44 protein-coding genes and 1 pseudogene are annotated in these 23722 nt (G+C 70.7%); 4 read left to right on the top strand and 41 right to left on the bottom strand.

What is annotated here, in order from left to right; all coding sequences use genetic code 11:
* Nucleotides 1-5 precede the first annotated feature (5 nt).
* The 7 genes from AC5WS8_RS20725 to AC5WS8_RS20695 all read right to left on the bottom strand — a co-directional run bounded on the left by AC5WS8_RS20725 (nucleotide 6) and on the right by AC5WS8_RS20695 (nucleotide 3582).
* The gene (locus AC5WS8_RS20725; protein ID WP_496104922.1) at nucleotides 6-620 is read right to left on the bottom strand and encodes a hypothetical protein; all 615 of its coding nucleotides are present in this window, start codon (nucleotides 618-620) and stop codon (nucleotides 6-8) included.
* Nucleotides 617-1123 (bottom strand): hypothetical protein, encoded by a 507-nt coding sequence (locus AC5WS8_RS20720; protein WP_496104921.1) that lies wholly within the window; start codon nucleotides 1121-1123, stop codon nucleotides 617-619. Before AC5WS8_RS20720 ends, AC5WS8_RS20725 begins: the two co-directional genes overlap by 4 nt.
* Nucleotides 1120-1776 carry a hypothetical protein gene (locus tag AC5WS8_RS20715; protein ID WP_496104920.1) on the bottom strand — a complete coding sequence of 219 codons (657 nt, stop codon included), beginning with the start codon at nucleotides 1774-1776 and terminating at the stop codon, nucleotides 1120-1122. Before AC5WS8_RS20715 ends, AC5WS8_RS20720 begins: the two co-directional genes overlap by 4 nt.
* Entirely contained in the window at nucleotides 1773-2651 is an 879-nt protein-coding gene (locus AC5WS8_RS20710; RefSeq protein ID WP_496104919.1) for a protein transporter Sec31, read from the bottom strand. Before AC5WS8_RS20710 ends, AC5WS8_RS20715 begins: the two co-directional genes overlap by 4 nt.
* A complete protein-coding gene (locus AC5WS8_RS20705; protein WP_496104918.1) occupies nucleotides 2648-2809 on the bottom strand; it encodes a hypothetical protein in 162 nt (53 codons plus the stop codon). Before AC5WS8_RS20705 ends, AC5WS8_RS20710 begins: the two co-directional genes overlap by 4 nt.
* A 220-nt stretch (nucleotides 2810-3029) precedes the next feature.
* Entirely contained in the window at nucleotides 3030-3227 is a 198-nt protein-coding gene (locus AC5WS8_RS20700; RefSeq protein ID WP_496104917.1) for a hypothetical protein, read from the bottom strand.
* A gap of 130 nt (nucleotides 3228-3357) precedes the next feature.
* Nucleotides 3358-3582 carry a hypothetical protein gene (locus tag AC5WS8_RS20695; RefSeq protein WP_496104916.1) on the bottom strand — a complete coding sequence of 75 codons (225 nt, stop codon included), beginning with the start codon at nucleotides 3580-3582 and terminating at the stop codon, nucleotides 3358-3360.
* Between the two features lie 166 nt (nucleotides 3583-3748).
* On the opposite strand from AC5WS8_RS20695, the gene AC5WS8_RS20690 reads away from it, so the two are divergent.
* Together AC5WS8_RS20690 and AC5WS8_RS20685 are read left to right on the top strand one after the other, a co-directional pair.
* Nucleotides 3749-4069 carry a helix-turn-helix domain-containing protein gene (locus AC5WS8_RS20690; protein ID WP_496104915.1) on the top strand — a complete coding sequence of 107 codons (321 nt, stop codon included), beginning with the start codon at nucleotides 3749-3751 and terminating at the stop codon, nucleotides 4067-4069.
* The gene (locus AC5WS8_RS20685) at nucleotides 4066-4314 is read left to right on the top strand and encodes a hypothetical protein (protein WP_496104914.1); all 249 of its coding nucleotides are present in this window, start codon (nucleotides 4066-4068) and stop codon (nucleotides 4312-4314) included. Before AC5WS8_RS20690 ends, AC5WS8_RS20685 begins: the two co-directional genes overlap by 4 nt.
* 283 nt (nucleotides 4315-4597) lie before the next feature.
* Here the strand turns inward: AC5WS8_RS20685 and AC5WS8_RS20680 are convergent, their stop codons facing one another.
* Together AC5WS8_RS20680 and AC5WS8_RS20675 are read right to left on the bottom strand one after the other, a co-directional pair.
* Nucleotides 4598-4822 (bottom strand): hypothetical protein, encoded by a 225-nt coding sequence (locus AC5WS8_RS20680; RefSeq protein ID WP_496104913.1) that lies wholly within the window; start codon nucleotides 4820-4822, stop codon nucleotides 4598-4600.
* 45 nt (nucleotides 4823-4867) lie between these two features.
* A complete protein-coding gene (locus AC5WS8_RS20675) occupies nucleotides 4868-5818 on the bottom strand; it encodes a hypothetical protein (protein WP_496104912.1) in 951 nt (316 codons plus the stop codon).
* Between AC5WS8_RS20675 and AC5WS8_RS20670 the strand changes: the two genes are divergently transcribed.
* Nucleotides 5817-6113, top strand: coding sequence for a hypothetical protein (locus tag AC5WS8_RS20670; RefSeq protein WP_496104911.1), 297 nt, complete (start codon nucleotides 5817-5819; stop codon nucleotides 6111-6113). The two genes, AC5WS8_RS20675 and AC5WS8_RS20670, sit on opposite strands and share 2 nt — an antisense overlap.
* Nucleotides 6114-6193: 80 nt before the next feature.
* Here the strand turns inward: AC5WS8_RS20670 and AC5WS8_RS20665 are convergent.
* From AC5WS8_RS20665 to AC5WS8_RS20600, 14 genes and pseudogenes are all read right to left on the bottom strand, one after another.
* Nucleotides 6194-6559: pseudogene (locus AC5WS8_RS20665) on the bottom strand (hypothetical protein); the annotation flags it as partial.
* The gene (locus AC5WS8_RS20660; RefSeq protein WP_496104910.1) at nucleotides 6559-6777 is read right to left on the bottom strand and encodes a DUF6011 domain-containing protein; all 219 of its coding nucleotides are present in this window, start codon (nucleotides 6775-6777) and stop codon (nucleotides 6559-6561) included. The gene AC5WS8_RS20660 and the pseudogene AC5WS8_RS20665, both read right to left, overlap by 1 nt.
* Nucleotides 6774-7883, bottom strand: coding sequence for a hypothetical protein (locus AC5WS8_RS20655; RefSeq protein WP_496104909.1), 1110 nt, complete (start codon nucleotides 7881-7883; stop codon nucleotides 6774-6776). The genes AC5WS8_RS20660 and AC5WS8_RS20655 overlap by 4 nt, the downstream gene beginning before the upstream one ends.
* On the bottom strand, nucleotides 7880-8089 hold the full coding sequence (locus AC5WS8_RS20650) for a hypothetical protein (protein ID WP_496104908.1): 210 nt from the start codon (nucleotides 8087-8089) through the stop codon (nucleotides 7880-7882). Before AC5WS8_RS20650 ends, AC5WS8_RS20655 begins: the two co-directional genes overlap by 4 nt.
* Nucleotides 8086-8781 (bottom strand): hypothetical protein, encoded by a 696-nt coding sequence (locus tag AC5WS8_RS20645; protein ID WP_496104907.1) that lies wholly within the window; start codon nucleotides 8779-8781, stop codon nucleotides 8086-8088. Before AC5WS8_RS20645 ends, AC5WS8_RS20650 begins: the two co-directional genes overlap by 4 nt.
* Nucleotides 8778-9314 (bottom strand): hypothetical protein, encoded by a 537-nt coding sequence (locus tag AC5WS8_RS20640; protein ID WP_496104906.1) that lies wholly within the window; start codon nucleotides 9312-9314, stop codon nucleotides 8778-8780. The genes AC5WS8_RS20645 and AC5WS8_RS20640 overlap by 4 nt, the downstream gene beginning before the upstream one ends.
* A gap of 65 nt (nucleotides 9315-9379) precedes the next feature.
* A complete protein-coding gene (locus AC5WS8_RS20635) occupies nucleotides 9380-9967 on the bottom strand; it encodes a hypothetical protein (RefSeq protein WP_496104905.1) in 588 nt (195 codons plus the stop codon).
* On the bottom strand, nucleotides 9964-10179 hold the full coding sequence (locus AC5WS8_RS20630; protein WP_496104904.1) for a hypothetical protein: 216 nt from the start codon (nucleotides 10177-10179) through the stop codon (nucleotides 9964-9966). The genes AC5WS8_RS20635 and AC5WS8_RS20630 overlap by 4 nt, the downstream gene beginning before the upstream one ends.
* Nucleotides 10176-10481, bottom strand: coding sequence for a hypothetical protein (locus AC5WS8_RS20625; RefSeq protein WP_496104903.1), 306 nt, complete (start codon nucleotides 10479-10481; stop codon nucleotides 10176-10178). Before AC5WS8_RS20625 ends, AC5WS8_RS20630 begins: the two co-directional genes overlap by 4 nt.
* Nucleotides 10478-11035, bottom strand: a complete 558-nt coding sequence (locus AC5WS8_RS20620; protein ID WP_496104902.1) for an HAD domain-containing protein — start codon at nucleotides 11033-11035, stop codon at nucleotides 10478-10480. The genes AC5WS8_RS20625 and AC5WS8_RS20620 overlap by 4 nt, the downstream gene beginning before the upstream one ends.
* Entirely contained in the window at nucleotides 11032-11196 is a 165-nt protein-coding gene (locus tag AC5WS8_RS20615) for a zinc finger domain-containing protein (RefSeq protein WP_496104901.1), read from the bottom strand. Before AC5WS8_RS20615 ends, AC5WS8_RS20620 begins: the two co-directional genes overlap by 4 nt.
* Nucleotides 11193-11495 (bottom strand): hypothetical protein, encoded by a 303-nt coding sequence (locus AC5WS8_RS20610; protein ID WP_496104900.1) that lies wholly within the window; start codon nucleotides 11493-11495, stop codon nucleotides 11193-11195. Before AC5WS8_RS20610 ends, AC5WS8_RS20615 begins: the two co-directional genes overlap by 4 nt.
* On the bottom strand, nucleotides 11492-12262 hold the full coding sequence (locus tag AC5WS8_RS20605; RefSeq protein WP_496104899.1) for a zinc finger domain-containing protein: 771 nt from the start codon (nucleotides 12260-12262) through the stop codon (nucleotides 11492-11494). Before AC5WS8_RS20605 ends, AC5WS8_RS20610 begins: the two co-directional genes overlap by 4 nt.
* Nucleotides 12259-13146, bottom strand: coding sequence for a hypothetical protein (locus tag AC5WS8_RS20600; RefSeq protein WP_496104898.1), 888 nt, complete (start codon nucleotides 13144-13146; stop codon nucleotides 12259-12261). Before AC5WS8_RS20600 ends, AC5WS8_RS20605 begins: the two co-directional genes overlap by 4 nt.
* A 143-nt stretch (nucleotides 13147-13289) precedes the next feature.
* Here AC5WS8_RS20600 and AC5WS8_RS20595 point away from each other — a divergent pair, with 143 nt between their 5' ends.
* Nucleotides 13290-13487: a type II toxin-antitoxin system prevent-host-death family antitoxin gene (locus tag AC5WS8_RS20595; RefSeq protein WP_496104897.1), complete on the top strand. Its 198-nt coding sequence runs from the start codon at nucleotides 13290-13292 to the stop codon at nucleotides 13485-13487.
* An 86-nt stretch (nucleotides 13488-13573) separates the two neighbouring features.
* Here AC5WS8_RS20595 and AC5WS8_RS20590 read toward each other — a convergent pair whose 3' ends face one another.
* The 18 genes from AC5WS8_RS20590 to AC5WS8_RS20505 form a co-directional block, all read right to left on the bottom strand.
* Nucleotides 13574-14152, bottom strand: coding sequence for a hypothetical protein (locus tag AC5WS8_RS20590; protein WP_496104896.1), 579 nt, complete (start codon nucleotides 14150-14152; stop codon nucleotides 13574-13576).
* On the bottom strand, nucleotides 14149-14571 hold the full coding sequence (locus AC5WS8_RS20585; RefSeq protein WP_496104895.1) for a hypothetical protein: 423 nt from the start codon (nucleotides 14569-14571) through the stop codon (nucleotides 14149-14151). The genes AC5WS8_RS20590 and AC5WS8_RS20585 overlap by 4 nt, the downstream gene beginning before the upstream one ends.
* Entirely contained in the window at nucleotides 14568-15011 is a 444-nt protein-coding gene (locus tag AC5WS8_RS20580; RefSeq protein WP_496104894.1) for a hypothetical protein, read from the bottom strand. Before AC5WS8_RS20580 ends, AC5WS8_RS20585 begins: the two co-directional genes overlap by 4 nt.
* Nucleotides 15012-15037: 26 nt before the next feature.
* Complete coding sequence (locus AC5WS8_RS20575) at nucleotides 15038-15367, bottom strand: hypothetical protein (RefSeq protein ID WP_496104893.1); 330 nt, start codon at nucleotides 15365-15367, stop codon at nucleotides 15038-15040.
* Entirely contained in the window at nucleotides 15367-15573 is a 207-nt protein-coding gene (locus AC5WS8_RS20570; protein ID WP_496104892.1) for a helix-turn-helix domain-containing protein, read from the bottom strand. Before AC5WS8_RS20570 ends, AC5WS8_RS20575 begins: the two co-directional genes overlap by 1 nt.
* A 35-nt stretch (nucleotides 15574-15608) precedes the next feature.
* Entirely contained in the window at nucleotides 15609-15803 is a 195-nt protein-coding gene (locus tag AC5WS8_RS20565; RefSeq protein ID WP_496104891.1) for a helix-turn-helix domain-containing protein, read from the bottom strand.
* 102 nt (nucleotides 15804-15905) lie between these two features.
* On the bottom strand, nucleotides 15906-16400 hold the full coding sequence (locus tag AC5WS8_RS20560; protein ID WP_496104890.1) for a hypothetical protein: 495 nt from the start codon (nucleotides 16398-16400) through the stop codon (nucleotides 15906-15908).
* A complete protein-coding gene (locus AC5WS8_RS20555; RefSeq protein ID WP_496104889.1) occupies nucleotides 16397-16783 on the bottom strand; it encodes a DUF6915 family protein in 387 nt (128 codons plus the stop codon). The genes AC5WS8_RS20560 and AC5WS8_RS20555 overlap by 4 nt, the downstream gene beginning before the upstream one ends.
* On the bottom strand, nucleotides 16780-18618 hold the full coding sequence (locus tag AC5WS8_RS20550) for an RNA ligase family protein (protein WP_496104888.1): 1839 nt from the start codon (nucleotides 18616-18618) through the stop codon (nucleotides 16780-16782). Before AC5WS8_RS20550 ends, AC5WS8_RS20555 begins: the two co-directional genes overlap by 4 nt.
* A gap of 14 nt (nucleotides 18619-18632) precedes the next feature.
* Entirely contained in the window at nucleotides 18633-18809 is a 177-nt protein-coding gene (locus AC5WS8_RS20545) for a hypothetical protein (RefSeq protein WP_496104887.1), read from the bottom strand.
* Nucleotides 18806-19534 (bottom strand): VWA domain-containing protein, encoded by a 729-nt coding sequence (locus tag AC5WS8_RS20540; RefSeq protein ID WP_496104886.1) that lies wholly within the window; start codon nucleotides 19532-19534, stop codon nucleotides 18806-18808. The genes AC5WS8_RS20545 and AC5WS8_RS20540 overlap by 4 nt, the downstream gene beginning before the upstream one ends.
* Nucleotides 19535-19599: 65 nt before the next feature.
* Entirely contained in the window at nucleotides 19600-19974 is a 375-nt protein-coding gene (locus tag AC5WS8_RS20535; protein WP_496104885.1) for a hypothetical protein, read from the bottom strand.
* Complete coding sequence (locus AC5WS8_RS20530; RefSeq protein WP_496104884.1) at nucleotides 19971-20453, bottom strand: hypothetical protein; 483 nt, start codon at nucleotides 20451-20453, stop codon at nucleotides 19971-19973. Before AC5WS8_RS20530 ends, AC5WS8_RS20535 begins: the two co-directional genes overlap by 4 nt.
* Nucleotides 20450-21130 carry a WhiB family transcriptional regulator gene (locus AC5WS8_RS20525; protein ID WP_496104883.1) on the bottom strand — a complete coding sequence of 227 codons (681 nt, stop codon included), beginning with the start codon at nucleotides 21128-21130 and terminating at the stop codon, nucleotides 20450-20452. Before AC5WS8_RS20525 ends, AC5WS8_RS20530 begins: the two co-directional genes overlap by 4 nt.
* Nucleotides 21127-21549 (bottom strand): hypothetical protein, encoded by a 423-nt coding sequence (locus AC5WS8_RS20520; protein WP_496104882.1) that lies wholly within the window; start codon nucleotides 21547-21549, stop codon nucleotides 21127-21129. The genes AC5WS8_RS20525 and AC5WS8_RS20520 overlap by 4 nt, the downstream gene beginning before the upstream one ends.
* Nucleotides 21546-22919, bottom strand: coding sequence for a DNA cytosine methyltransferase (locus tag AC5WS8_RS20515; RefSeq protein WP_496104881.1), 1374 nt, complete (start codon nucleotides 22917-22919; stop codon nucleotides 21546-21548). The genes AC5WS8_RS20520 and AC5WS8_RS20515 overlap by 4 nt, the downstream gene beginning before the upstream one ends.
* Entirely contained in the window at nucleotides 22916-23341 is a 426-nt protein-coding gene (locus tag AC5WS8_RS20510) for a restriction endonuclease (RefSeq protein ID WP_496104880.1), read from the bottom strand. Before AC5WS8_RS20510 ends, AC5WS8_RS20515 begins: the two co-directional genes overlap by 4 nt.
* On the bottom strand, nucleotides 23338-23721 hold the full coding sequence (locus AC5WS8_RS20505) for a DUF6205 family protein (protein ID WP_496104879.1): 384 nt from the start codon (nucleotides 23719-23721) through the stop codon (nucleotides 23338-23340). Before AC5WS8_RS20505 ends, AC5WS8_RS20510 begins: the two co-directional genes overlap by 4 nt.
* Nucleotide 23722 lies beyond the last annotated feature (1 nt).

The following is a 23722-nucleotide window of genomic DNA, read 5'->3' as shown; positions in this document are numbered from 1 at the left end:
GCAGGTCACGCGGCGGTAGACGTGCTGGGAGACGCTTCCTCGGCGGCGGCTGGGGAAGGGGCTTCCAGATCCCTGCGGCGCACCCCCCACGTGGGGACTCCGGCCACCTTCACGTTGGGGTCGTGGGGCACCCCGAGGCGCTCCAGATGCACGCGCAGATCGGTGACCTTTTTCCCCTCCCACTGGCCGTGCTCCTGGAGGTGCGCGAGGACGGTGCGGAGGTGCACGCCGCTGCCGGTCCCCATGAGGTCGAGGAGCATCTGCCGGAGCACCTTCACCTGCTGGGCGTGCGCGGCACGCGTGGGGTCGTCCTCGGCGGGTTCCGCAGGGGCCGGGCGGCCAGCCTTCCAGGCGGCGCGCAGCCACCAGCCGACGAGGAGCCACATCAGCCACGGCAACGCCCTCACGACCGCCCACACGACGTAGGCCAGGGCGCCGAGGAGCAGCAGCCGGGCAACCGGGCCGAGCGCGGCCCGCCATCCGGTGAGGTCGTCGCGGCGGCCGGCGCGCACCCAGTCCGCGAGCGCGTCAGCGCGGCGCCGCCACACGAGGGCGGAGCCGCGGGCAATCCGTTCGGCCGCCGCGGTACGTGCGGCCCACACGGCGAGGCGGTGTTTCACCCGATCCTCCCGCTGGTCAGGACGCTGCGGCCCGTGGCCCCTATCCAGTTCAGGGATTCGGGCCACCAGTGCAGCAGGTAGGCGGCGCCGGGCAGGAAACCGAGGATCGCGAAGGTGATGAACCCGCCGACGATGCGCCGCTTGTCCTGCTTCCCGGCGGCTCGGTACATGGCGATCACGCCGACGAGGAGGAGGCAGACGACGACTGCGCCTTCAGGGGTGAGGGCGCCCATGCGGCCGGTCGGCATGCTGGCGCCGCCGGACGCCCCGGTGATGCTGGAGACCCCGGTGTTGCCGCTCGAGGTGGCGAACCCCGCGATCCCGGCCGCGCCCCAGCCGAGCGCGCCGCCCACGCAGATCGTGGCGGCGGCGCCGAGGCCGCCGCCGCTGGCGTACGGCAGCAGCGCCTTGGGGTCCCGGCTGCCTTTCAGCCACGTGCGGAGGTTGAGCCAGAGGATCGCCAGGGCGATGGCGACTCCACCGAGGGACAGGCCGACGTTCATCGTGGGACTCCGGTGAGGAACTGGATCGGGTCGTACCAAGACAGGCAGGCGAGGGAGCCGATGAACGTCACGGCTACGGCGAACAGGCGTAGCGGGCTGCCGCCCTTTCGGATCAGGCACGCGAGGGCGAGAGCGAGCGGGCCGAGGCCGATGAGGTAGCCCCAGCCAACCCCCCAACTCTCGCGGGCCAGGCCGACGGTGTAGTGCCAGATGGTGGCGGCCGAGTAGCCGACGCCCGGTATCGGCAGCACCGACAGAAGCAGCGCGAAGACGGCATGCCAGGGGCGGACGTACACGCCGAGCCACGCCCCGAGGCGCTCCCAACGGGACGGATCCGGCTCCGGATCGGTGTCCGCCATGGTCAGCACGACTTCGTGGACGTGGCGGACTTCCACGGTCCGCGGTTCCGGATCCGCCGGAACCGGGGGTGGTGGCGGGGGTGGCGTGTGCCAGGGCGGGACTTCGCCGGGCTCGGGCGGCCGGGCCGGGAGTTCGGCGCCGGCCGGGATGACGCGGGTTGGGGTGACGGGGCGGCGGGGTTCGGGGATGGGCACGGTGGGCTCCTGGTGGCCGTGGGGGCGGGCGCCGAGGCGGCGGAGGTAGTGGCGTGCGCGCAGCTCGTCGCCGCCGGGCGGCGGCTGCGCGGGGGTCACGCGCCGACTCGCAGGGCGCGCAGGTACCGGTCGACGCTGCTCTGCGGAACGTCCCGGCCGGTGGATTTCCGGACGACGCGGAGTACGGCTTCCGGCTCCCGGATTCCGGAGTCCCACGCGTTCCGGACGGCTTCCTGCGTGGTCACGCGGCCGGACCGGATCGCGCTGACCTTGGGATCCGGAGTCTCCGGGGCTTCTTCCGGAGCCCCGGAAGTCTCCGGATCCGTGGATCCGGGTTCCTCCGTGGGTCCGGGATCCGTTCCGAGGGCGGACCGCTCGGCTTCCAGGACGCCGATTCCGCGCTGGAGTTCCCGGCGGATCGGGATCAGGGCGAGCTGGCCGTTGAGTGCGGCGCGCCGCTTGGCGACCCACTGGCGGGTGCGCTCGTCGAGCGGGCGGGAGTGCACGGCCATGGCGAGCGCCGTGGCGCCTTTGGCGATCGCGGACACGGCGGCGCCGACCGCGCCGATGATGGGCTGTCCGGCGAGGTAGCCGTTCGCGAAGACCGCGGTCATGGCGACGGCGAGCGCGAGGATGCCGCCAGCGCGGGCTTTCCGCGCGCGGTCGGGCTCGACGCGCAGCAGCCACTCGCCGGCGGTGCACAGGAGCCAGAGGGTGTCAAAGCTGATGGCCGCGAAGTAGGCGGCTCCGACCGTTACGACGTGAGCGAGGAGTTCCCCGATGCTGGCGGTCGACCACACCACGGAGGCGATGACGAGTACGACGGCCGTGACGGTCACGGCTGTGCGTACGCGCTGGTCCCAGTCGGCCGGGGGTACGGGGACATCGACCTGGTAGGGCTCGCGGACGAGTTCGGTCTCTCCGTCGACGGTGTGGGGTACCCACCGGTACTTGGTGATGGTGCGGGTCTTCATCGGCGGTGCTTCCAGGCGTAGGCGGCGAGGGCGGCGGTGACGAGGAACGGGCCGGGCTGCGCGGTCATGACGGCGGCTGCGGCGAGCACGGTGAAGCCCCACCTGGCGAGCGGGGTGCGCAGGCCGATCGGGTCGGGTAGTCGGCGGCGGGGTTTCACGGGAGTCCTCCGGCAGATGGTCAGCGGGCGCGCCGGTTGGCCCAAGCGCGGGCCCGGGCGGTGATGCTGGGGGCGATCGCGAGGCCGATGCCGGCGACGCCGACGATGGCGGTGCTGATGACGTATGCGGTGTGGATCACGGGCGTTGCTCCTGTGCGGGTTGGGGCCGGCCCCCGCGCCGTGGGGGATGTCGGTTTCACGGGGGCCGGGGTCTGGTGGGTTAGCGGGCGGGTCGGTACCAGCGGCCTTTTCGGTCCTGCTGCCGGTCGCGGTCTTCCCACGCCTGGCCCTCGCGGGCTGCGCGGCGTGCGCTGGTGGTCTTGGCGCGGCGGAAGCGGTCGGCCGGGCCGGTGACGGACACGCCGGCGGCGGGGTAGTCGCGGCTGGTCGGGGCGCTGCGGTTGAACAGCCAGCCCATCAGGCGCGCCCCCGTCCGCCGCAGGTGGTGCAGGGCCGGAAGACGGTGACGTGTCCGCCGTCGGGTTTCGGGGTGGTCTCGGGGTGTCCGCCTCGGCCGCCGCAGCTTTGGCAGGTGGGGGGCTGGTAGGTCACTTCTTCAGCCCCGCTTTCAGGATCTCGTCGACGGGGTGTCCGGAGTCGCGGGCCTTGTCGAAGAGGTCGTTGGCGCGCCATTCGGCGGCTTTCCAGTCCGGGTCGTCGTCGCAGTTGTGGATGCCGACCTGTTGGGCGATGTCGCGGCAGTCTTGGGCGGCTTGCGCGTAGGCGGCGAGCGCAGGGGTGGGTTGTGGTTGGGGCTGGTGGATACGATCCACGTTGGGCCTGCCTTTTCGATCGCTTCTGGGTAGGTCCGCCCCCGGCCATATGGAGCTGCAACTCCGGCCGGGGGCTTACTTGTTGGGCAGCACCGGGCTGCTTGCTCATGACTGTAGGGGTCCCCTACAGTCCATGGCAAGCGGCCCACCGGATGAAAGGGCCGGGATGAGCGACGAGGAGGTGCTCCGCGTGTCGGACGCCCTTGATGCGGTCGAGCAGATCGCGGATCGGGAGGAGCGGGTCAAGGCTCAGAGCCGGATCATGGCCGAGCAGATCCAGCGCAACCGGGTGTGGTCGCAGGAACGCAGCGCACTGATCCGGGAGCTGTGGGACGACGGGAACGGGCTCTCGTACCGGCAGATCGCGGACCGCCTCGGCATCAAGCTCAGCACGGTGCAGGACGTGTTCCGCGGCTACAAGGGATCAGGCACCGCGCGACCGAAGACGGACAGGCCGGAGGGGCCGGACGAGGCGGGGCGGCCGTGACGGGGCGGAAGCCGATCGAGTGGCCGGCGCACGTGCGCGATGCCCTGCGTGAGGACGTACGGCTGTCGTACGAGGCGGCGCAGCAGGCGGATACCCGCTTCAAGATCCGCGTCTATCTGGCTGTCGAGCAGGGCCTGTCGACTCAGGAACTCGCCGACGCGCTCGGCATCTCGCAGAGCTCGGCGAGCAAGTACCGCATCAAGGGCGAGGCCGCGTTCAAAGAGCGGCAGAACGCCAGTGAATAGCCACACATGACAGCGCACCCGCCGCTACTCCCGGCGGGGGCTTCTTACTGTGCAGCACCGCTGCCGGCCGTCCAGCAGCATTGGCGGCGGGCAGCGGTTTCGAGGGTAGCGCGCGTGTACGACAACGGGCGCCCGCTGGTGTGCGGGCGCCCGGATGGTGGTGATCGCGCCTCAACGGCCATCCCCGCTGGGCGCCACGATGCAGGCGCGCCAGGGGCCCGCCCGGCTATGCCGGACCTCCCCGGGTGCCACGGTTTCCCAGTGGCAGACGAGCGGGCCGCGTTCAGGATGCCACGTCGGGGCCCTTGTCGAGGGACGGCCTACCCACCCGCGTGACTTCGACGTCGATGCTGATCTTTTGCAGCTTCCCACCGAAGGAGACGGCGGCTTGGACGATCTCGTCCCCGCGGGCTCCGGACCGCATGGCGTCTTGGACGAACGCGGCGAGCTCGTCGAGGGTGAGGAACTGCTTCTTCGGGGCGGTGTGCTCGACCTTCTTCAGAGCCATGCGGTGTTTCCCCTCCTCTGGTGGACGCTCAGGATGCCACGGGCGTCAAACCGGACGCTGGTGGTCGGTCGCTTCGGTCGCTGGGCGGTCTGCGAGCTTCCATGCGCCGAACGCGCATCGGTCCATCGTGGTCCATACATGGTCGTCGCCCATTGCCAACTTGCCGTAGGACTGTGGGAGACCTGCCGAGTCGCGGTCGACGCGGACGGGGTGGAAGTAGGCGACGCCTTCCCGCTGGAAACGGATCTCCCAGCGGGGACCACCCTTGGGCTCGTAGACCTTGCCGGCCTCGAAGAACGGCTCAGCACCTGGCTGCTCCTGGGGCTGGTCGAGGACGGCGCGCCACTGGTGAATGGTTTCGGCTTCGACGTGGGCGGTGGCGGTGTGCGTGCCGGGGAGAATGCGGAACTCGCCGAGGACGACGGCGAGGAGCGCGGCGAGTTGGTCGGCGTGCTGCTCGGCTTGGTTGGCGCGGTCGTAGGCGTTGCTCCATGCGGTGATGGCGAGGTGGCGGCCGTCGGTGAGGGTGAGGCGTTGCCGGAGTTGGGCGAGGTGCCGGTCGCGGACTTTGAGGACGGCGTCGGCGAGGCTGAGGAAGGTGTGGCGGTCATCGGCGAGCGCGTCCTCCCATTGGCCGTGGTGTGGCCATTCGTGCTGGTAGAGGGCTGCCGCGTATTGCTGGCGGAGCCATTCCGGGTCGGTGATCGTGTCCGGCGCGCTGGTCGCTTCGTCCTTCTCGTGGACGCAACTGCAGTGGCCGCCTGCTGGTCGTCCGGGTCCGCAGTTGGTGTGGCAGATGCCGGGGTCGGGAGTTCGACCGCAGGAGCACGTCTTGTCCGGGGCGTGGGTCGCTTCGGTCGCTGCACGTCCGGCCCGCCAGCGGCATGCGGTGCCGTGCCAGCCTGCGCCCATGCCGTCGTGGCCGCAGTCGCAGCCGGGGGTGTTGATGCCGTTCTCGGCGTACCGGGCGGCGTGTTCGGCGGGCGCGCAGGCCATGGAGCGCGATACGGGCGCGGGCGGCCTGGTCCTGGACCTCGGGGTCCGCGTGCTCGTCGCCCCACGCGAGGAGCTTGCCGACGGAGATCTGCTCGGCGGGCTGCTGGCTGACGGAGCGGAGGCGGACGTCGGCGGCCGGCGGCTGCGGGGTAGCGGGTGCGGTGCTCATGGGTTCGGTTCCTTCGTCGTCTGGGAGTTGGAGGCGGTTGTGGCGGGCTGCTTCGGGGCCGCCTTGGGTGTCGATCTCGTCGAGGAGGGCGCGGAGGGCGGAGATCGTCATTGGCAGCCGGGGTAGTCGTCGACGTGCTCGGGGTCGCTGCTGTCGTCGGCGACCACGTGCGTCTCGTCGGCGGCCGGGTCACCGTCGGGCTCTCCCGGGTCGACTTCGGGATGCGTGAACCGGACGGGCTTGCCGAGCGACCGGGCGTAGGCGATCTCCGCGCGGGTGCTGTCACCCACGTAATCGCCGACAACGAGGACCTCGTCCGCGAGGCGGATCTTCGCCCGGTGCAGGTCATCCAGCGCGGACTTCACCTTCGCCACGGTGTCGGCGTGCCACAGCTTGGTGTTGACGTGCGGCATCACCACGATCTTCCCGGCAACTGACGCGGCGAGAGCTTCCGTGCGCATGTCGGCTTCGAAGCGCATGGATCCGCAGATCACGACGATCCGTGGGATCGCCAGCCGCTCCTTGGCGTCGGCGAGCTTCTCCTCCGGGGTGGACAGGTTCGGGTAGGACATCAGAGGCTCCAGAGTCCGAGTTGGTCGGTGAGGGGCAGTTCGTCTTGGCCGGGGCCGGGCCGCGCGGCGGTCGTTGTGGCGCGGCCCGGTCGTGCCGGTGGCGGGTGGAGCCGGCGGTAGCAGACCGGTCCCTGGCCTCGGGCGCGGGATTCGGGGTCGTGGAGGAGGCGCCCGCACGAGCAGCGCACGGGCTCCTCCTCGCCGGGCTGGTCGGTCACGTCCCGGCCGCTCCGGCTGCACGGCGGGTGCCTCCGGTCATCTCGGTGCGGAGCCGGGCGAGTTGGGCGTTGCGGACGCGGAGCGCCTGCCGGAGGGCGAGCAGGTCGGGGAGCGTGGCGGGGTCGAGTTCGCGGCCTTCGGCGTTGGCGCGCTGCTCGCGGAGGACTGATTCGACGCGGGCGAGGACGTCGGTGTCCGGGTCCCGGTGCCAGTAGCCGAGGAGCGCGGTGGACAGCTCGGAGAGGAGCTGGTGCCGGTCGGCGGGGTCGAGGATGAACGCCCACCCGATGGCCGGCCGTACGGCGGCCGCGGCCCGCTCGCCGGACGCGGCCTGCTCGACGGCTTCCGGGGTGATGCCGAGGCACCCGTCCCGCTTGGCTTCGTCGCACAGGTCGTGTACTGCGTCGAGGCAGCTGCTGAGGTAGGCCATCTCCTCGGCGACGGTCGGCTCCTGGCCGACGTACTTCGCGAGTTCGGTCTCCAGCTCGGCGACGCGGCACCAGGGGCAGCCGCGCTGGTCGTCGGGTGCCCGGAGCCAGGTCGGGTGGTCGGGGTTCCCGCACGCGGCGGACACGCGGCCGTCAGGGTCGCCGAGTTCTAGGGCTCGGTACGCGGCCAGTTCGGCCGTCTGCCGCTTGGCTGCGGCATCGGCGTAGTCGTCGGCGGTGAACACGCGTAGGCCTTGCTCGACGGCGGTCTTGCATGGCCACTGTGTGGACCAGCCGTCGCCCCAGCACACGGCGCAGACCCACATGCGGGGCGTGCTGGACTCCATGAACACCGGGATGTGGAAGCGGGCCGGGAGCGCCCGGACTTCCTCCTCCGACATGCCGGTGATCAGCTCGTAGCCGGGTGCGTCCGGTGCGGGGAGCAGGGTGGCGCGCTGCGCGCACTCGTCGTGCTCGACCTGCCCGCCGGCCGCGACGTGGCCGCGGCAGGTGCCGCATGCGGACGGGTCGGCCTGTCGGCCGCGCTCGGCGACCGCGCGGGCCCGCTCCTCGGCCCAGAAGTCGTCCTCCTCCGGGGCGTCGGCCGTGTACGCCTCGACTTCGAGACGGAGGCGGCGGATCTCCGCCATGGCCGTGTGGCCGGACTGCTCGGTCATGCCGTGGCTCCTTCGGTGATCACGTCGATGTGGGTGAGGGCGATCCCGCCCGCGTAGCCCTCGACCGCGACGACGGCCGCGCCGTGGCCCAGCTCCCAGGCCACGCTGCGGGTGGTCGTGATCAGCGGCTGCTCGTCGCGCGTGACGGGGAAGGCGGCGACGCGGGTGCCGACCGGGAATCGGGCGTTGAACTCGTCGGCCGTCACGAGGGCACCGCCTCGGCGTCCTTGCAGGGCCAGCGGTTGCCGCATGCGCACCAGTGGCATCCGTCCGCCGGGTCCGGCACCTTGTCGTAGTGCTGCGACTCGGGGGCCTGCCTGGCCTCTGTGATGTCGGTCCAGTCGCCGTCGGCCCAGACGCCTTCGCTCAAGTCGCTGGTCTGCCAGTCGCTGGGGCCAAAGCCGGAGTAGCCGAGCGCGACGCGCTTACCGGTGTGCGGATGGCTGGTGACGGCATCGCAGCGGAACTTCCACTGCATCTGCGCGTACAGGTAGCTGTGGCCGGGCTGGAAGAAGTCCGGCGCCGTGCCGGCGGTCGCTTCCTTCTCCCAGGTGACGTGTGCGTCCATGACCCGCTGCACCTCACCCAGGCTGTCCTTCCGGATGCCCACCCTGACCGCGAGGGCCAGGGCGCGGAGCCGCTGCAGCTCGCCGGGGTACGCCTCGTCGTCCGGGAGCCGGTACTCGGCGATCTCTTCCAGCGCGGTGATCGCGTCGTTCCAGCCGCTGCCGTACCAGACCGGGCCGGTGAGGGCGGTGGCTGTGACGGGGATGGCCCGGAGCCGGGCGATCGCGGCGCCGATGGACTCCTCGCGGTGGGCGTCGAGTTCGGCACTGACGCGCTCGGGGTCGATGCAGGCGCCGACGAGACGCTCGTACAGCAAGTCGCGGGCGCTCACGCGGTCACCGCCTCGGGGCCGTGGTTGATCAGCCGCGCGAGGGTCAGCGCGTGGTCGCCGCCGAGGTCGACGGCGTACTCGGCGGTGCCGTCCTCGACGATCCGGGCCTCGATGACGTCGGCCTCCAGGTCGAGCAGCTTCACCAGGACCGTGCCGACGCCGGGGTGCATGGCGGCGATGTAGTCGGCGTTCGCGGTGTCGCATTCGGCTCGCTGCTCGCTGGCCTCGGGCTCCCAGGTGGCGATGGCGTACGTCCACTCGGTGATCGGGTAGGTGGTGGGTTCGGCGCTGCGGAGTTCGTACTGCTGCTCGTGCCACTCGGTGCGCCACGGGCCGGGTTCGATGCCGTCTGCGGTGACGAGCGCGCGCAGCTTCGCGGCGGCGGCTCGGAGTTCGGCGACGGGCGCGGGCACCGTGGCGGCCTCGTGGTGGGTTTCCGGTGACCCGCCAGACGGCTGCTGGGGGTCGTTGCGGGTCTCGGGTCGCGTTGGGGTCTGTTCGGCGCTCTGAGGGGCGTCTGGGGCGGTTGCCATGGGGTGCTGCTCCTGAGGGTTCGGTCGGTGGGGTTGCTGACAAGATCGTCAACAGGCGGCGTAGGTCAGGCGTCTGGGTCGATCACGCCGATGGAGTCGCGGAGTTCGTTGTGCTTCTCGTCGTCGCGCATGCAGAGGATTCGGCCGTCGGTGAGTTCGTCCCAGCCGTCGCCGACCACGTGGTCTACGGCCTCCACGGCGGACGGGAAGTGCATGGTGAACTCGGCTTCGTCGTACTGGTAGCGGCAGACGGCGCAGGCGACGGTGACGCAGGTCTTCCGCTCGAAGCCGTCGGGCAGTTCGGTGGGCGTCTGCCAGACCATGCGGCGGCCGTTGGGCATGGCGTCCTCGAGGGGGCGGTCGGCGTGCATCTCCTCGTTGCCGTGCGGCTTGAGGCCGCAGACGAACTTGCCGTCGGGGGACGGGACTCCGCATCGGCCAGGGATGGGCTGCGGCCGGTTGCTGTCGACCCACAGGCGGACGGCACGCTCGACGAGGTCGAGGGCCCGGGTGCCGCGTGCCACGGCTGCGTCCCATTCGGCGCTCTCGCTGGGGAGCTGCGCGGCTGCGCGGACGCTGCGCTGGTAGGTCTTTGTCGGTTCCTCGATCTCGTTCATGAGGGCCATGAGGGCGAGGTGGCGGCTGCTGGTCATGCGCTGCGCCTTTCGTGGTCGGTGTCGGGTTCGTCGGTGATGAGTCGGAGGTGGGGTCTGGGTGCGTCGGGTGTGCCGACGGCTTCGCAGAGTTCGGCCCAGTGGGCGTCCTGCTCGGCTGCGGTCCACCAGTGGGGGAGGTGGGTGCGGTCGGGTGCGGGTTCGGGCCGGGTGGGGATGGTCTCGGCCATGAGCCGCTCGTACGGCGTCACCGGGCGGCCTCCTGGCGTGGGACGAGGCCGAGGACGATGGCGCTGGTGCAGGGCCAGCGGACGCCCCAGACGCCGGTGGGGGTGTTGGTGGTGCAGCGGGCGCAGACGCGGTTGAGGGCGCGGCCGTCGACGAAGCTGACGATGGGGCGGTGCCCGAAGTCCTCGTTGGTGGCGGTCTGTGGCTTCGGGGTGGGCTTGCAGCTGCAGGTGTCGTCCCAGTCTTCGGGGCCGAGCGTGGGGTGGACGTCCTTGGACGCGAGGTAGTGGCCGCGGGAGCAGCGGGCGCGCCAGGTCGTGGTCATCGGCCAGCCTCCGAGTGGCCGTCGAGACTGGCAGCCCAGGCGGCGAGCGCCTCGAAGTCCGCGTCGAGCAGGCCCTTGCGCGGGTCGACCCAGTGCAGGAGCGCGGGGCCGGTGCGGTGGACGGCGACATACGTGCGGTCGGCGTCGGTGATGTCGTCGTCGATCCATGCGAACGGGCGTCCGGCGGCCCATTCCATGACGTGGCGGGTCTTCCAGAACGTGCCAGCCGCGCAGTCCGAGCGCGGTCCCTGCGCGTTGTCGGGCCATTCGATGACGGGCAGCGAGGGCAGGCCCAGGTGCGGGCCGATCCACTCGTTGGCCTCGTGCGCCCAGGTGGTGCACCAGACCAGGTCGTACGGCAGCTGCTGGAGTGCCGGCCCGTGGGTGGGGTTGAGCCAGACGCGGAGCGGCTTCTGCCGCGGGTACTCCCAGCCGGTGGGCCGCATGCGGTGTGTCTGGTAACCCTCCGGACGGCGGTGCGGAGGCGCGGCGTACGGGTTGAGCGGGCCGTCCACGTCGATCAGGAGGAGCGGGCGGCATGTCTTGGTGGTCACTTCGGGTCTCCGGTCTGCTGGGCCTGGGCGTGCTGCCAGGCCTGAATGCGTGCGTCGTGGCTGGCGACGGGGATGCGTCGGCCGCGGGGGCTGGTGCAGCGGCGACGGGGTGGGGCGTGGCACCAGGGGCAGCTGATGGCCCACTCGGGGAGGTCGGTCATGAGGTGCCTCCGCAGGTGTTGCAGGTGAAGCCGGCGGGGCGGGCGCCCTGACAGGTCGGGCACGGCGCGCAGCGCCGAAGGAGCGCGGCGGCGTCGGCGCCGAGCGCCTGGGCGGCGGCAACGAGGTGGCCTACGGAGATCTCGGTGCGGCGTCCGGTCTCGGCGTTCGCGATCACGGCTCGGTCGATCGGGTAGCCCGCGGCGGTCATGCGGTCCGCGAGGACGCGGGCTGAGACTTTCTGGCGCTGGCGGAGGGCGCGGAGTTCGGCGATGACGCGTGAACTGATGGGCTCGGTCATGACTCGGAGGCCTCCGGCTCGTCGTCGGTCGCCGGGTCTGTGCGCAGTTCCTCCTGGAACTTGTCCAGCTGGGCCCGCTCCTCGTCCGTCATCCGCGCGAAGTGGGCCGCGGCGGCGGCGCGACGGCGGTCGATCTCCTCGGTCGCGGCGGTGTGGTCGGTGGCGGTCTCGCCGGAGTTGATGGCGCGGGAGGCGTCGATGCGGGTCGGGTGGGCGTCACGGCGGCGCTGGCCGCGGCCGTTCGTGCAGGGCTGTCCGGCGGGTGCGAGGCAGTGGGGGCACGGGGCGGCGAACTCGGGGCGGCGGCTGAGGGATTCGCGGCCGATGGCGCGGAGCATGGCGCGGCCTCGTCCGTCGGCGTCGATGGGCTCGCCGGTCGTGAGGGCCTTGGTGGCCGTCTGTGCGGGGAGCTGTCCGCTTGCGGCGGCGGAGATCAGGGCGCGGCGGTTTTGGATCGACTCGAGGGGGGTCTCGTTGGGGTTGCCGGCGTACATGATGTTGGCTTCGGCGAGGCGGGCGTTACGGATCTGCTGGCGGTGGTAGCGGACGTGGTGGGGTTCGATCCACCGGCGCTTGGTGGGGTCGAAGCGGGTGGAGGCGTCGAGGGTGTTGGTGCCGTAGAACGCGGCGACGGCGTCGAGGGTGTCCTGGTCGAGGGGGATGTCGCGGAGTGCGGTGGCCCAGGCTCGGGCGGCCGCTTCGCCGACGGTGCGGTTGTCGAAGGCGGCGGCGTGGCCGAGGAGCCGGGCGGCTTCGGCGGCGTTCATGACGAGGTCCTCTCTTCGGCGTCGAGGCGGTCGGCGAGGGCGAAGGCGTCGGCGACACGTTGGTCTGTGGTGGGCCGGCGAGGCGGGGTGGCCTGTCCACCGCCTTCGAGGGGGACGAGGAAGGCGCCTTGGGTTGGGCGGCCACGTTCGGCGGCGCGCCGGACGTCGTCGCGGATCCACTTCCGCCAGGCCTCGGGCCAGTTCTTTCGGCGGGCGCCCGTGGAGCGGTAGTGGGAGACGAACTGGGCGGTGGAGTGGTCGACGTCGATGACGGGGCCGAAGGTCTGGAGGTACCAGCGGCGCATGGCGTCGTTCAGGTGGAAGCCGTCGACGTCGATCGGCGCCGGAGCGAGGTCATCGTGATCGGGCGCCTCACTACCCGCACCTTCCCCACCTACATCAGCCCTATAAGGGGTTCGGGTCGGGTCGGGGATGCGCGCGCGTGGGGCAGCGTCTCCGGTGCCGTCTCGCGACGCGTCTTGAGACGCGTCTGTAGACGCGTCTACATCCCGGCCGTTCCTCGGCGGCTGAGGGTCGGGGGTGCCACCCTTCTTCTTCTCCCGCCACCGCTGCTGACGTGCGGTTTTCGCCTTGCGCTCCTCACGGACCTGCTCGGCGGTCGGGTTGTAGTCGTGGTAGTCGTGGATCTTCCAACCGACACCTTCCAGCTCCTCGAACAGGCCAGCTTCGACGAGCTCTTTGGCGCGCGTTCGTGCCGCCCTCACGTCCGCTACGAGTCGCAGTTCTGCCGTCTTCACGACGCCGTCGGTGAGGTTTTCCGCCGACCAGCAGATCGCGGAGACGTAGAGACGGAAGGCTCCGTCGGTGATCAGTCGGACCTTGCGGTTCGAGGGAAACCGGTCGTCGAGTCGGGCCCAGGGCATCGGTGCTTCTTTCGGTCGTACGGGTCAGGGCATGGCGAAGAAGCCCGGTTTCAGGGCGGCTTGTCGTTGTGCGCTGACGTCTCAGACCCTACAGGATTTGTGTACACATCGGTACCGTGCGGTACCTCGGCTACTCTTTGTGCGTGCCGGAGAACACGAAGAACGAGTTCGGGATCCGCGAGCTGCGCGCGAACCTCGGCGACGTCATCAGCGACGTCGCCGTACGGGGCCGCGTCGTGTACGTCACCAGCTACGGCCGGCGCGTGGCCGCGATCGTGCCCGTGCCGGACGCCGAGGCCCTGGAGGCCCAGCGACAGGCTGAGCCGCCCACCGAGTCCTGACACCACCCCTCCTCTCGCCCTCCGAGCCCCGCACCGTGTGCGGGGTTTTGTGATGTTGTGGAACCGTTTCGGCAAGATCCGGGCGGTCACGGGGGTGTGGTCCGGCGTGCGGGCGGCTGGGTGATGGCCCGGTCGTAGTCCCAGCCGCGGCGAATCCGGGAGATGACGGTTTCGGGCTTGAGCTGGCGGTCGGGGATGAGGCTGCGGAGGCCGGCCGGGGTGACGCTGTTATCCGGAGCCTTCGGTCGTACAGGCGTGTTGACGGCCTGCTCGTCGGTCCAGCCGGCCTTGATGCGGTTGTGCAGGGTGGACTTGGGGATGCCGGTGATTTCGGCCCACTCCTCGAGGAGCCGCGTCTGGCCGCGTGCGGTGAGGTAGTGGTTGTCGCGCCGGTTGCGTGCCTGCTCGGCGGCGGTGGCCCAGCGGACGTTGCCGGGCTCATAGCCGTGGTCGTTGTTGATGCGCTCGAGGGAGTGCTCGGGCGTGGGCCGGGCCGGGAGGTCGGCGAGGAACGCGTCGAAGCTGTCGCGCCAGGCCTGGCAGACGGTGATGCCGCGCCCGCCGTACCGGGGGTAGGCGTCCGCGCTCGGGGTGTGGCAGCGGCGGATCATCGCGCGCCACGTGTCGTACAGGGCGTGTTTCGAGCGGGGGATCTCGCAGGTCACGGGAGCTGCCTCCCTTCGGCGGCGAGGTCGGCGGCCGTCCACCGCTTCAGGAGGGCGCGTCGCTGCTTCGGGGTGAGCAGCACGCACCGCTGGTAGACCGACCGCACGCGTGCGGCCTCGCACGTCCACGACGGGAACCGGTCCTCAGTGGACGGCTCCAGGTCGCCGATGGGTTCGACGACGTACAGGTCGCCGCGGTACCAGCGGGAGGCGTAGAAGCGGCCGTACTCGCGGTCCGAGGTGATGTACACGCGGTCTGGGCGGGCGGTGGCCGGGTCGACGGGAATGCCGTCGATGACTGCGGTCTGGCCGGCGGCGCGGGCGACGCAGATCGGGCAGCCGTCGACGACGCGCGGCGGGTGCGGGGTGATGAGGTCGCCGGGCTTGAGGCCGGGGATGCCGCCGTGGAAGTACCTCATCGGGCCTGCCCCTTCTCCAGGGCGAGGCGGGCGATCCCTGCGACGTCGGCGACCAGGTGGCACACGGAGTCGACGTACTGCTCGCCGCCGGCTTCCAGCGCGGCCCGGAACAGGGCGGGCGCGGTGTCCTTGTCGTCGTTGCAGTAGGCGATGAGGAACCGGGCGGCGAAGGCCTTCGGAGGGTCGTTGGAGAGGGCGCCGGGCTGGAGTTCCTCGATGTAGAACATGTCGCCGCGTTCGCGGTCGGGTGCGCGGTTGCCGTAGATCTTGGTGAGGGCGGCGCGGCCGATCTCGGCGAAGCCGCAGCAGGCCTTGTACATGTCGAAGGGGTCGCCGCTGTTGCCGATCTCGTCGAGGCAGGTGGCAACACGGTCGGCGTCGGCTTCGTAGGCGAAGTGGAAGGCGGTCTGGACGAGTTCGGCGAGGCGGTCGTCGTTCACGGTGGGCTCCGGGCGGGCTTGGACGGTCAGCTGTGGTCGTGGAGGACGAGCCAGGCCGGTAGCGGGTGCTGCGGGTGGCCTAGCCGTACGGCCATGTCGTGGAGGGCGGCGATCCACCCGGCGAGCTCGGGCCGGCGGTAGTCCTCGGCCGTGACCGTGGCGGAGGAGTTCGCCTCGACTTCCTCGAGGGTGGTGACGAGGAAGAGGTGCTCGAAGTCGCCGAGGTAGGTGTGCCGCACGCGGCCGAGGAGTTCGTCGTCCGGCTGGTCGGCGAGGACCGCGTTGAGGTGCTCGAAGTCGGTGGTGGCCGGGATCTCGAAGCCGTACGCGCGGTAGACGGTGTGGTAGAGGCCCATCACGCGCCTGCCTTCCAGCCGTGGGTGCCCTGTCGGCGGAGCTCGGTGCCGGCTTCGACGAGGAGCTGGCGGGTGGCGCCGTAGGAGCGGCCGAGCTGGCGGGCGACGGACTGGATGGTGCAGCCCTGTTCGTAGAGGCTGCGGGCGCGTGCGGCGAGTTGGCGGCGCTCGGCGCCCTTGAGGTACTTGGCGGGCGGGTTCGGCATCGGAGGGCCTTCCTGCGCGGGTGGCGGGCGGGAGTTCAGTGGCGGGTGCCGTTGCGGGGGCGGAGGACCACGCCGGCGTCGAGCAACAGGCGGCGGACGTTGCCGTACGAGCGGCCGGTGCGGATGGCGATGACGCGGATGCTGGAGCCGGACCGGTAGAGGCGTGCGAGGTCTTCGGCGACGACCGTCCGGTCCTGCCCGGTGAGGGGCGGGTTCCTGCTGGTGCTCATGTGGTCTCCAGGTCGAGGGGGCCGCCGGGGCCAGCGATGGGGGAAGCCGGGCCCCGGCGGCCGGGGTGGCCGCGCGTTGGGGCGCGCGACCGGGCGGGGTGGTCAGTCGTGCTCGTAGAACTCGATCTCGATGCCGTCGCGGCGGACGGTCACGCGGGCGTGGTCGCCGAACGAGTCGAGGAGGACGTTCTCGAACTCGCCGCCCTCGATGGCCTTCTCCAGGGCCTTGCACCGCTGGTAGCGGGCCTCGTCCGGGCCCTCGTAGTCGCCCGACTCCCACTTGCGGGTCTGCTCGTTGAAGGAGCCGGGGATCTTGCCGAGGCTGCGGTGGCCCCACATCTCCAGCTCGTCCTCGTCGGCGTCCTTGTCGGCGGTGGTGCGGACCCACGTGCCGTGGACGCCGAAGGTGCAGGGCTCGCCGTCGTTGAAGTACGGCGTGTACTGCCGCCAGCCGAACTCGACGATCGTCGAGTCGTCGAGGACGGCCTGGAGGATCGGCTGGAGCTCCTCGATCGGGCGCTGGTTCTTGCGGTCACTGCCGTGGGTGATGTCCCCGTTGACGGGGATACCGAGGAAGTTCCGCTTCTGGTCGGTCACTTGGGGTCTCCGGTGGGCGTGTTGAGGAGCAGATGAGAGAGCGGGACGGTCTTGCGCTGGGAGCCGGACATCCACGGCGCGATGGGCATGCCGTCGATGTAGTCCTTGGGCGATGGGAGCCAGCCGAGGTCCTCGAGGACGTGCTGCTCGGCGATGAGCCGGACCGGGACCTGGACGGTGGAGCGCTGCTTGGGGACGTCGAGGGTGACGCCGAAGATGCGCTGGCACAGCCACACGCCTTCGGTGTGGTGGTACAGCGAGCGGTGCCGGACGTCGCCGATGATCCGCTTTGAGCTGTCGATGAACTCGTGGACCGGCAGGTAGATCTCCGGGTCGCCGCCCCACTTGCGGGCGCTGCTCTGCGCGTGATGGAAGGAGTTCACCGGCGCGCTCCCGCGCGCCGCTTGAGGGTGCGGGCGTAGTCCTGGAAGCGGGCCTTCGCGATCAGCGACCGGTCCGAGGACCGCAGCACGATCCCTTCCGGCCGTCCGTCGGCGCCGTCGTCGAGCGAGACCCGCGTCTTGGGGAGTCGGCCCGCGAGGAAGCCGGCCATGCCCTCAACGTCGGTCGGCAGGTCCGAGGCCGGGACGGTGTCCAGGCGCGGCGTCAGCTCGATGCCCTCGGCTGCGGCGGCGCGTTGGAGAGTGGCCTCGGTGCAGAACCGCTGGCCGCCGTTGTCCCGCCAGGACGAGATCTGTTCGCGATCCCAGTCGAGGACGTCCGGGAGGATGCACGCGATGTCGAACAGGCGGAAGCCGAGGCTCGTGCCGCCGGTGTACTGCTTGGCGGCGCCGCCGATCTTCCGGCCGTACACCTCCAGGAAGAACACGAGGATCTGCCGGTGCTCGTCGCGTGGCTTGAGGCGGTCCGCCAGGGGCTCCAGGGCCTCGACGATGCTGAGGGTCGGGTTCTGGATGCGGTCGCCGCGGGCGTACAGGAGTTCCTCGCGGGAGCCGATGAAGTAGTCGCCGTCGGGGAAGAGGACGATGCGCCCGTTGGAGTTGTGGACGAGGACGCCGTTGGCGAAGAAGTTGTGCGTGCCCGTCTCGATGTCGTAGCGGGCGGACGACACGCCCTTGATGTTCCGCTCGATCGTCTCGACGGTCTGCTCGACGAGCAGCTCACGGAAAGACGCCTGCGCGGGAGGAAGCCATCCTTCGTGCCCGCGGTACCGCTCGGGCAGCTTCCGCTGCATCGCCGGCGGGACGTACGGGGCCGCCAAAAGGAACAGCCGCTCTGCCGCAGCGACGCCGAGGCGGATGGTCAGGTAGCCGCGCCCGTCCGCCATGATGGTGCCGTCGATGCCGAGGCGTGCGAGCCCTCGGAGGAGGACCTTGCAATTCTCCTCGGTGAAGCTGTTAGTGGCGAAGGAGGCCCGGTCCTCCTGCCCCTCGATCGTCGCCAACGACCCGTCGTCCATGTACCAGAACGCCAAGGCGATGGGGTCGAGAGCATCCGCCACCCACTCCGGAATCGTCTTCTTGCCGTCGGCGACCATGCTCCCGAATCGCTCGGCGATGGCCGGGTGGAAGACGGAACGGGCCGACTTCATCGCGGTTCCGTAGCCACTGGTCAGCATGCGCGTGGAGGGACTGGCGATGTCTCCGAGAGCTCGGAGAGTCCAGTCGATGTACTCCTCGTCGGCCATGCGGTGACCCCAGACGACGGAGGTGCTTCCTGCTGCCGACCGGGCGAGGTATCCGTCGCCCAGGAGCTTGCCGAGCAGCACGGAGGACTGGCACGGCGCCAACTCCAATTCGCTGCGGATGCTCAGGACCCTGTCGCCCGCGACCAGCTCCTCGGCGGCGCGATAGGTTCCGTGCTCTGGGAGCCAGAACCTGTGATTCGGCGTGCACTTGACGGCAAAGAAGGAACTGCCACGGCCAGCCTTCATGCGCGGCCCCTTGATCCGCATCCACTCCTCGGCACGGCCGTTGTTGAAGGTGTCGAGCACGGGAGTCGCCGTGACGCGTCCGTGCTCGTCAACGCCGAGGACTTCCTCCCCGACGCTGATCTTGTTGATCGGCTTCCGAGTGCCGTCAGCCATCGAGATGCGAGTGTCGGCCGTCAGGCAGCCGTCGACCTTTTCGGTGAGGATGACGTCGCCGTCGAAGGCGGTGGGCTCCTCGAGGAGGCTGCCGTTCTTAGGGTCGAGGGCGTGGTAGGTGGGGATGCTCGGGTACTTCGTCGCCGAGTTGAGGGCGATGAGGTTGGTCATCGGAGGGTCCTTGATCAGAGGGTCAGGTCGTCGATGAGGTCGGCGATCACTTCGAGTGCTCCGCGGCCGGTCCATACGAGGACGGCGGTGCAGGCGCCGACGAGGAGCCACCACGGCTCCGCACGGTCCATCAGGTAGGTGAGACCGCCGGTGACAGCGCCGAGGACGAGCCCGGCCAGGAGCCGGGTCACCGGACGATCCCGGCCGTGCGGGCGGCGGTGAGCCAGGCGCCGTACTCGTGGGTGATGCCGTCGTACAGCTGCGCGTCGGACACGGCGTGCGGGTTGCGGGCGTGGAAGAACGAGGCGTTGTCCACCTTGCGGCCGCGGAGGTCGTCGAGCTTCTCCAGGAACTTCACGCGGTCGCCGAAGCCGACGAACGAGAAGAACAGCGGCTCCCGGGAGGCCTCGCGCAGTGCGGCCTCGGCGTCTCGGCGGGAGTCCGGTTCGCCGTCCGTCTGGAAGATCACGAGGCCGGGCAGCGGGTTGCCGTGGTGCAGGTCGGTGACGTAGTCGATGGCCCGCGCGTAGTCCGTCGACCCCCAGCGGACCAGCGGGTGCGTCCTGTTGATCACGCCCTGGTAGCTGTCGAGGTGGACGTTTCCCTGGTGGGCGACCAACGACTCGAAGTACACCAGGGGCACCTGGCCGTCGTCGTCGAGGTTCACGGACAGGCCCAACGCCTGCTCGGCGAGGCGCTGCACGCTGCCGTCCTGGTAGAACGGCGTCATGCTGCCGGAGTGGTCGAGGACGAGGTAGACGGCAGCGCGCTGCCCGGTCAGGCCCTTCTTCTCCAGCGACACGGCGGCGGTCTTAGCCAGGGAGACGAGACCGGTGGGGACCTTGTCGAGGCTGACCGCCGGGCCCTGGCCGGTCGGCGCTGGCACGGTGGCGGTGGTCTTGCGGAAGAGGTTCACGGAATTCTCCTGTTGAGGGTCGTGGGTGCCCGGCCGAGTCCCGCGGCCGGGGCGCTCTCGGGTCGTCAGGGCTGGGTGTGGGTGAGGGTTTTGTCGGCGGCCGTCCAGGTCTCGCACGGCCATGCGATGAGCGCCCCGTGCAGGGAGCAGGCGGCGCACAGAGCGCCCGGTGTGGTGGGGTCGAGGTGCGGGCGAGGCTGGTGTTTGTCCCGCAGGCTGGTGAGGGCCTCCGTGAGCCGCTTCACCTCGGCGCAGGCGGCCATCCCGGCGATGATGGAGTCCTTGATGGCGTCGAAGAACTGCCGTCCCGCCTCGGGGTCGTCTTTGATCGATGCGGCATCGATTCTGAGGCGAACGAAGCCCATCAGAGCGTTGCTGATGGACGCCTGGGTGGCGGCGATATCGAACGGTGCAGGCGCCGGGGTTTGGAAGGCGTTCACTGCTTCTCCTTGGTGTTGGCCGTGCACCGTCCCTGGTGCTCGTCTTCGGTGTGGCGGGCGAAGTGGGCGACCTGGTCCCCGGACGCGGACTCGGTTTCGCCGCAGGCGGGGCAGAGGTAGTCGGCGGTCGGGATGCGGATCCAGCCGCCGCGGCCGTCCGGCTTGCCCGGGTCGAGACGGATACCGGGCGCCGGCTCCGGGGCGCGGCCGACGGCGGCCCGCGCCGCCCGGTACGTCTCGGGACTCGACCGGCGCTTGCCGGAGGCGATGGCCTTGTTGTCGAAGACCGCGGACGCCGACTGCGGCGAAGGCGTCGACCACGCCCCAGCCGGAAGGCCCGGGCCTGGCTGCGGCTCCGGCAAGCCCTTCTCCGCCCACGGGCTGTGCATGTCGCATTTCGGCCCGTTGGCGTACGGGCGGATACGACCGGCATGCTCGTCGGTAGGCACGTCACACTGCTGCGGTTCGCGGCTGCTCATACCGCGGCCTTCGTGGAACCGGTGCGGGTGAACTCGGCGCAGGCTGCGGTGTTCGCGGCCTGCTGCGCCTCTGCTGTCTCGGCCTCGGCCTGTGCGGCGGCCTGTTGCCGCTCGTGCCGCTCCTTGTTGTCCGCGATGTGCAGCGGGTGGACGCACTCCACGACCGGGCAGTCCGGTGTGCGGCGGATGATCCCGGTCGGCAGGTGCCCGCGGTGCAGGATGAACGAGGCCTGCTTCGGGGTGTAGACCTTGCCCTGGACGCTGAACGCGTCGTGGCTGCCGCGCCAGCCGATGTGACCGCCCGGCAGGTCGTAGGTGCGCTCCTCCCAGATGTCTTGGAGGGTGCGGGTGGCGCTGACGGGGTGCAGGACGTGGTTGACGGCTGCCGTGATGGTCTCTGGGTCGTCGAGCTGCCCGGCAGTGAGGCGTTTGGCGACGGCGCGGCGCTCCTCAGGCTTGAGGCCCCCGCGGATGCCCCACTGGTCGTCGCGGGTTCGGATGGCGTCCTTCAGGCATTGGAGGGTGACGGGGCAGGCCGCGCAGAGCGACTTGGCGTATCTGATGCCGGCCTCGTTGTTGTCTGGGTGCATCGCGTCCGGCTCGGCGCGGCAGACCGCTTCGTCCCGCCAGTCGGCGGCGCGCTCGGTGTCGGGGACTGCCCCGGTGTAGTGGCTCACAGGGTGACTCCGAAGATCTGCTTGTACTGGTCGCGCATCGCTTGGTCCTCGACGCACTTCGGGTGGACGCAGCCCTCCACGCCGCACCCGGTCTTCGCTCGTCCGACCGGTTCACGGCCGTGTCCGAGGCGGAAGGCGATGCGGTGCACGGAGTGGCGTCGGCCGCCGTGGTTGATGTGGGCGCCGTAGTGGCGGCTGTAGGCGGGCCAGATCAAATGGCCGTCGGGGGTGGGCTGAGCGCGCCGCCAGAAGATGTCTTCGGGTGTGCGTGCGGCCTTGGGGCCGGGCCGTCCTGCGGGCATGTTGAGGGCAGTGCGGGCGCGGGTGACGGTGCCGATGGAGACGCCGGCGCGGCGGGCGATGGTGCGGTCGCCGTACCCGGCGAGTAGCAGCTCGGCGACGTCAGGGCGGACGGTCATGCGGTCACCGCCCATTCCCCGCAAGCGAGCTCCTCGCCGGTCAATGCCTCGACGGACATGCCGACCAGGTCCCGGCCGACGTTCGACGTGACGGCGTTGCCGATCATCTCGATCGTCTGATCGCGGTCCCCGAGGAAGACGAACTCGTCGGGGAACTCCATGGCCCGGGCCGCTTCCCGCGCCCGGATCATGCGGTAGCGGCACTCTTCGAGGCTGGCCGCATAGCCGATCAGCCCGTGCCGGTCGCGCGTGGTCAGCGTCGGCATCGGAGCGGTGACCGGCTGAGTGGTGCTGCTGCCGTAGTACGGCAGCAGTTCGTGCGCGGCGGGGTCGGCGTAGACGATGCCGTGGTTGAGGCCGCCCGCGGTCAGCGTGGACATCGGCTGGTCGGCCGGCCGGTGGGTGGAGCCTCCGCCGTGCAGCTCGACCATGTACGGCGCGAGCAGAGCGCCGTCGCCATGGGCGCGCTGATACTTGGTCCAGCCGTCGCGAATCTTCCGCATGGTGTTAGCCGCCAGCGGGGTACGGCGCTCGCCGATCGTGCGGGCGGGCAGCGTGAAGTCGATCGCCTCCGCCGCGCCCCGCACCTGGGGCTCGACGATCGCGTGGCGGCACTCGACGCGCGGGCAACGGTAGAAGTACTGGCCGCTCTTGATGCCGTACACGCCCCAGGGCCGCTCCGGGCTGCACGTTTTGGTCGTCTTGAAGAACTGCATGAGCTGGACGCGGCCGTGCCGCGGGCACGTGCCGTACGGGCGCAGCCACTTGTCGAAGTCCGGCGCCCGGTCGCCCTTGCGCCAAAACACGACGTACATTCGCGGCCGACGGGAGCGCGAGCCAGGCCCGGCCGCCTGGGCGTGCGCAGAGTCCAGGTAGATGATCCGGTGCTCGTACGGGCCCCACAGGGCCACGCCGCGCAGCCAGTTGTCGAAGGCGAAGCCGGGCGCTTCCTCCGGGCCCCACCATCGGGCGTCCGGGACGTTCTCGACGATGATGATCCGGTAGCGGTGGTGTTCGGCGAAGCGGGCGACGTCGTGCATGGTGGCGCGTGATCGGATCGCTGCTTCGTCGGTGCCGTCTGTGGCGAACAGTCCGTTGGTGAACTCGCCGTGGCCCCGCTTTTTGCCCTTGGCGCGGGTGTGATTGGTGCACTCCGGGGACGCCCACAGGATGTCCGTGCGCGGGTACTTCGATGGGACGACCTGGGAGATGTCGGCGCAGTCGTGGTCGGTGTCGGGGTGGTTGTGCTGGTGGGTGTCGATGGCGTGCCGGGAGTGGTTGGCTGCGATCACGACGCGGACGCCGGGGACCTTCAGGGCGCCGCAGGTGGAGCCGCCGGCACCGCAGAACAGATCGGTCATGGTGATCATCGGGCAGTCACCGCCTCGCGGTCGGCCGCGAGCTCGTCGAGGGTGAACTCGGTGTATGGCTGGCGGCGGCCGGGCTGGTCCTTGCGGGCGGTCAGCCGCCAGTACTTCCGGCCGCGGGGCAGCTGTTCGGCGAGCACCGGGATGGCCCCGGCCATGTGGGCGAGGTCCCACAGGGCGTTCCACTCGGCGGGTGGCAGCGCGCCGGACCGCTTGCACTGGACGAAGAGGATCTGGCCGGGCTTGATGGCGACCAGGTCCACCTTCGACTTGGAGCCGGCGGTGCGGAGGACCTCGTATCCCTCGTCGCGGAGGTGGGTGCGGACGCGGTGCTCGAGGTCGCGTCCGCGGGCGTAGTTGCTGCGGGGCCGGGGCCCGGCCGCCGCGGGGGCGGCCGGGACCTCGGTGGCGGGAACGGTGCTCACTGGCCACCGTCCTCGTCCGTCCAGACGATCCGCGGGACCTGCCGTATTACTCGCCGGTCGCGGATGACGTACCGCCAGGGAGTGCCGCCCGGGTCGATCGGGCGGGCTTCGATCGCGCCGGTGAACTCGTGCGCCTTGTGCACGTCCACCAGGGCCTGCAGCTCCTCGTGGACGCTGTAGCCGTTGAACAGCTCGCTGGTCAGGGGCTGAACGGCGACCGCCGTGACCGTGCGAATCTGCCCGGTCGGCGTGTCCTCGACGTGCTCGTGCAGCCGCAGCTTCACGTCCTGCAAGCCAGGCGATCGGACAGCACGGATCTCGGCCCAGCTCAGCGGCGGCTCGATACGGACCTCACCGGTCCAATGGGATGCGTATCCCATG

The sequence above is a fragment of the Streptomyces sp. PTL18 genome, assembly GCF_059510295.1.
Note: the sequence above shows the minus strand (reverse complement) of the source record. Positions and strands in the feature narration are given on the sequence as shown.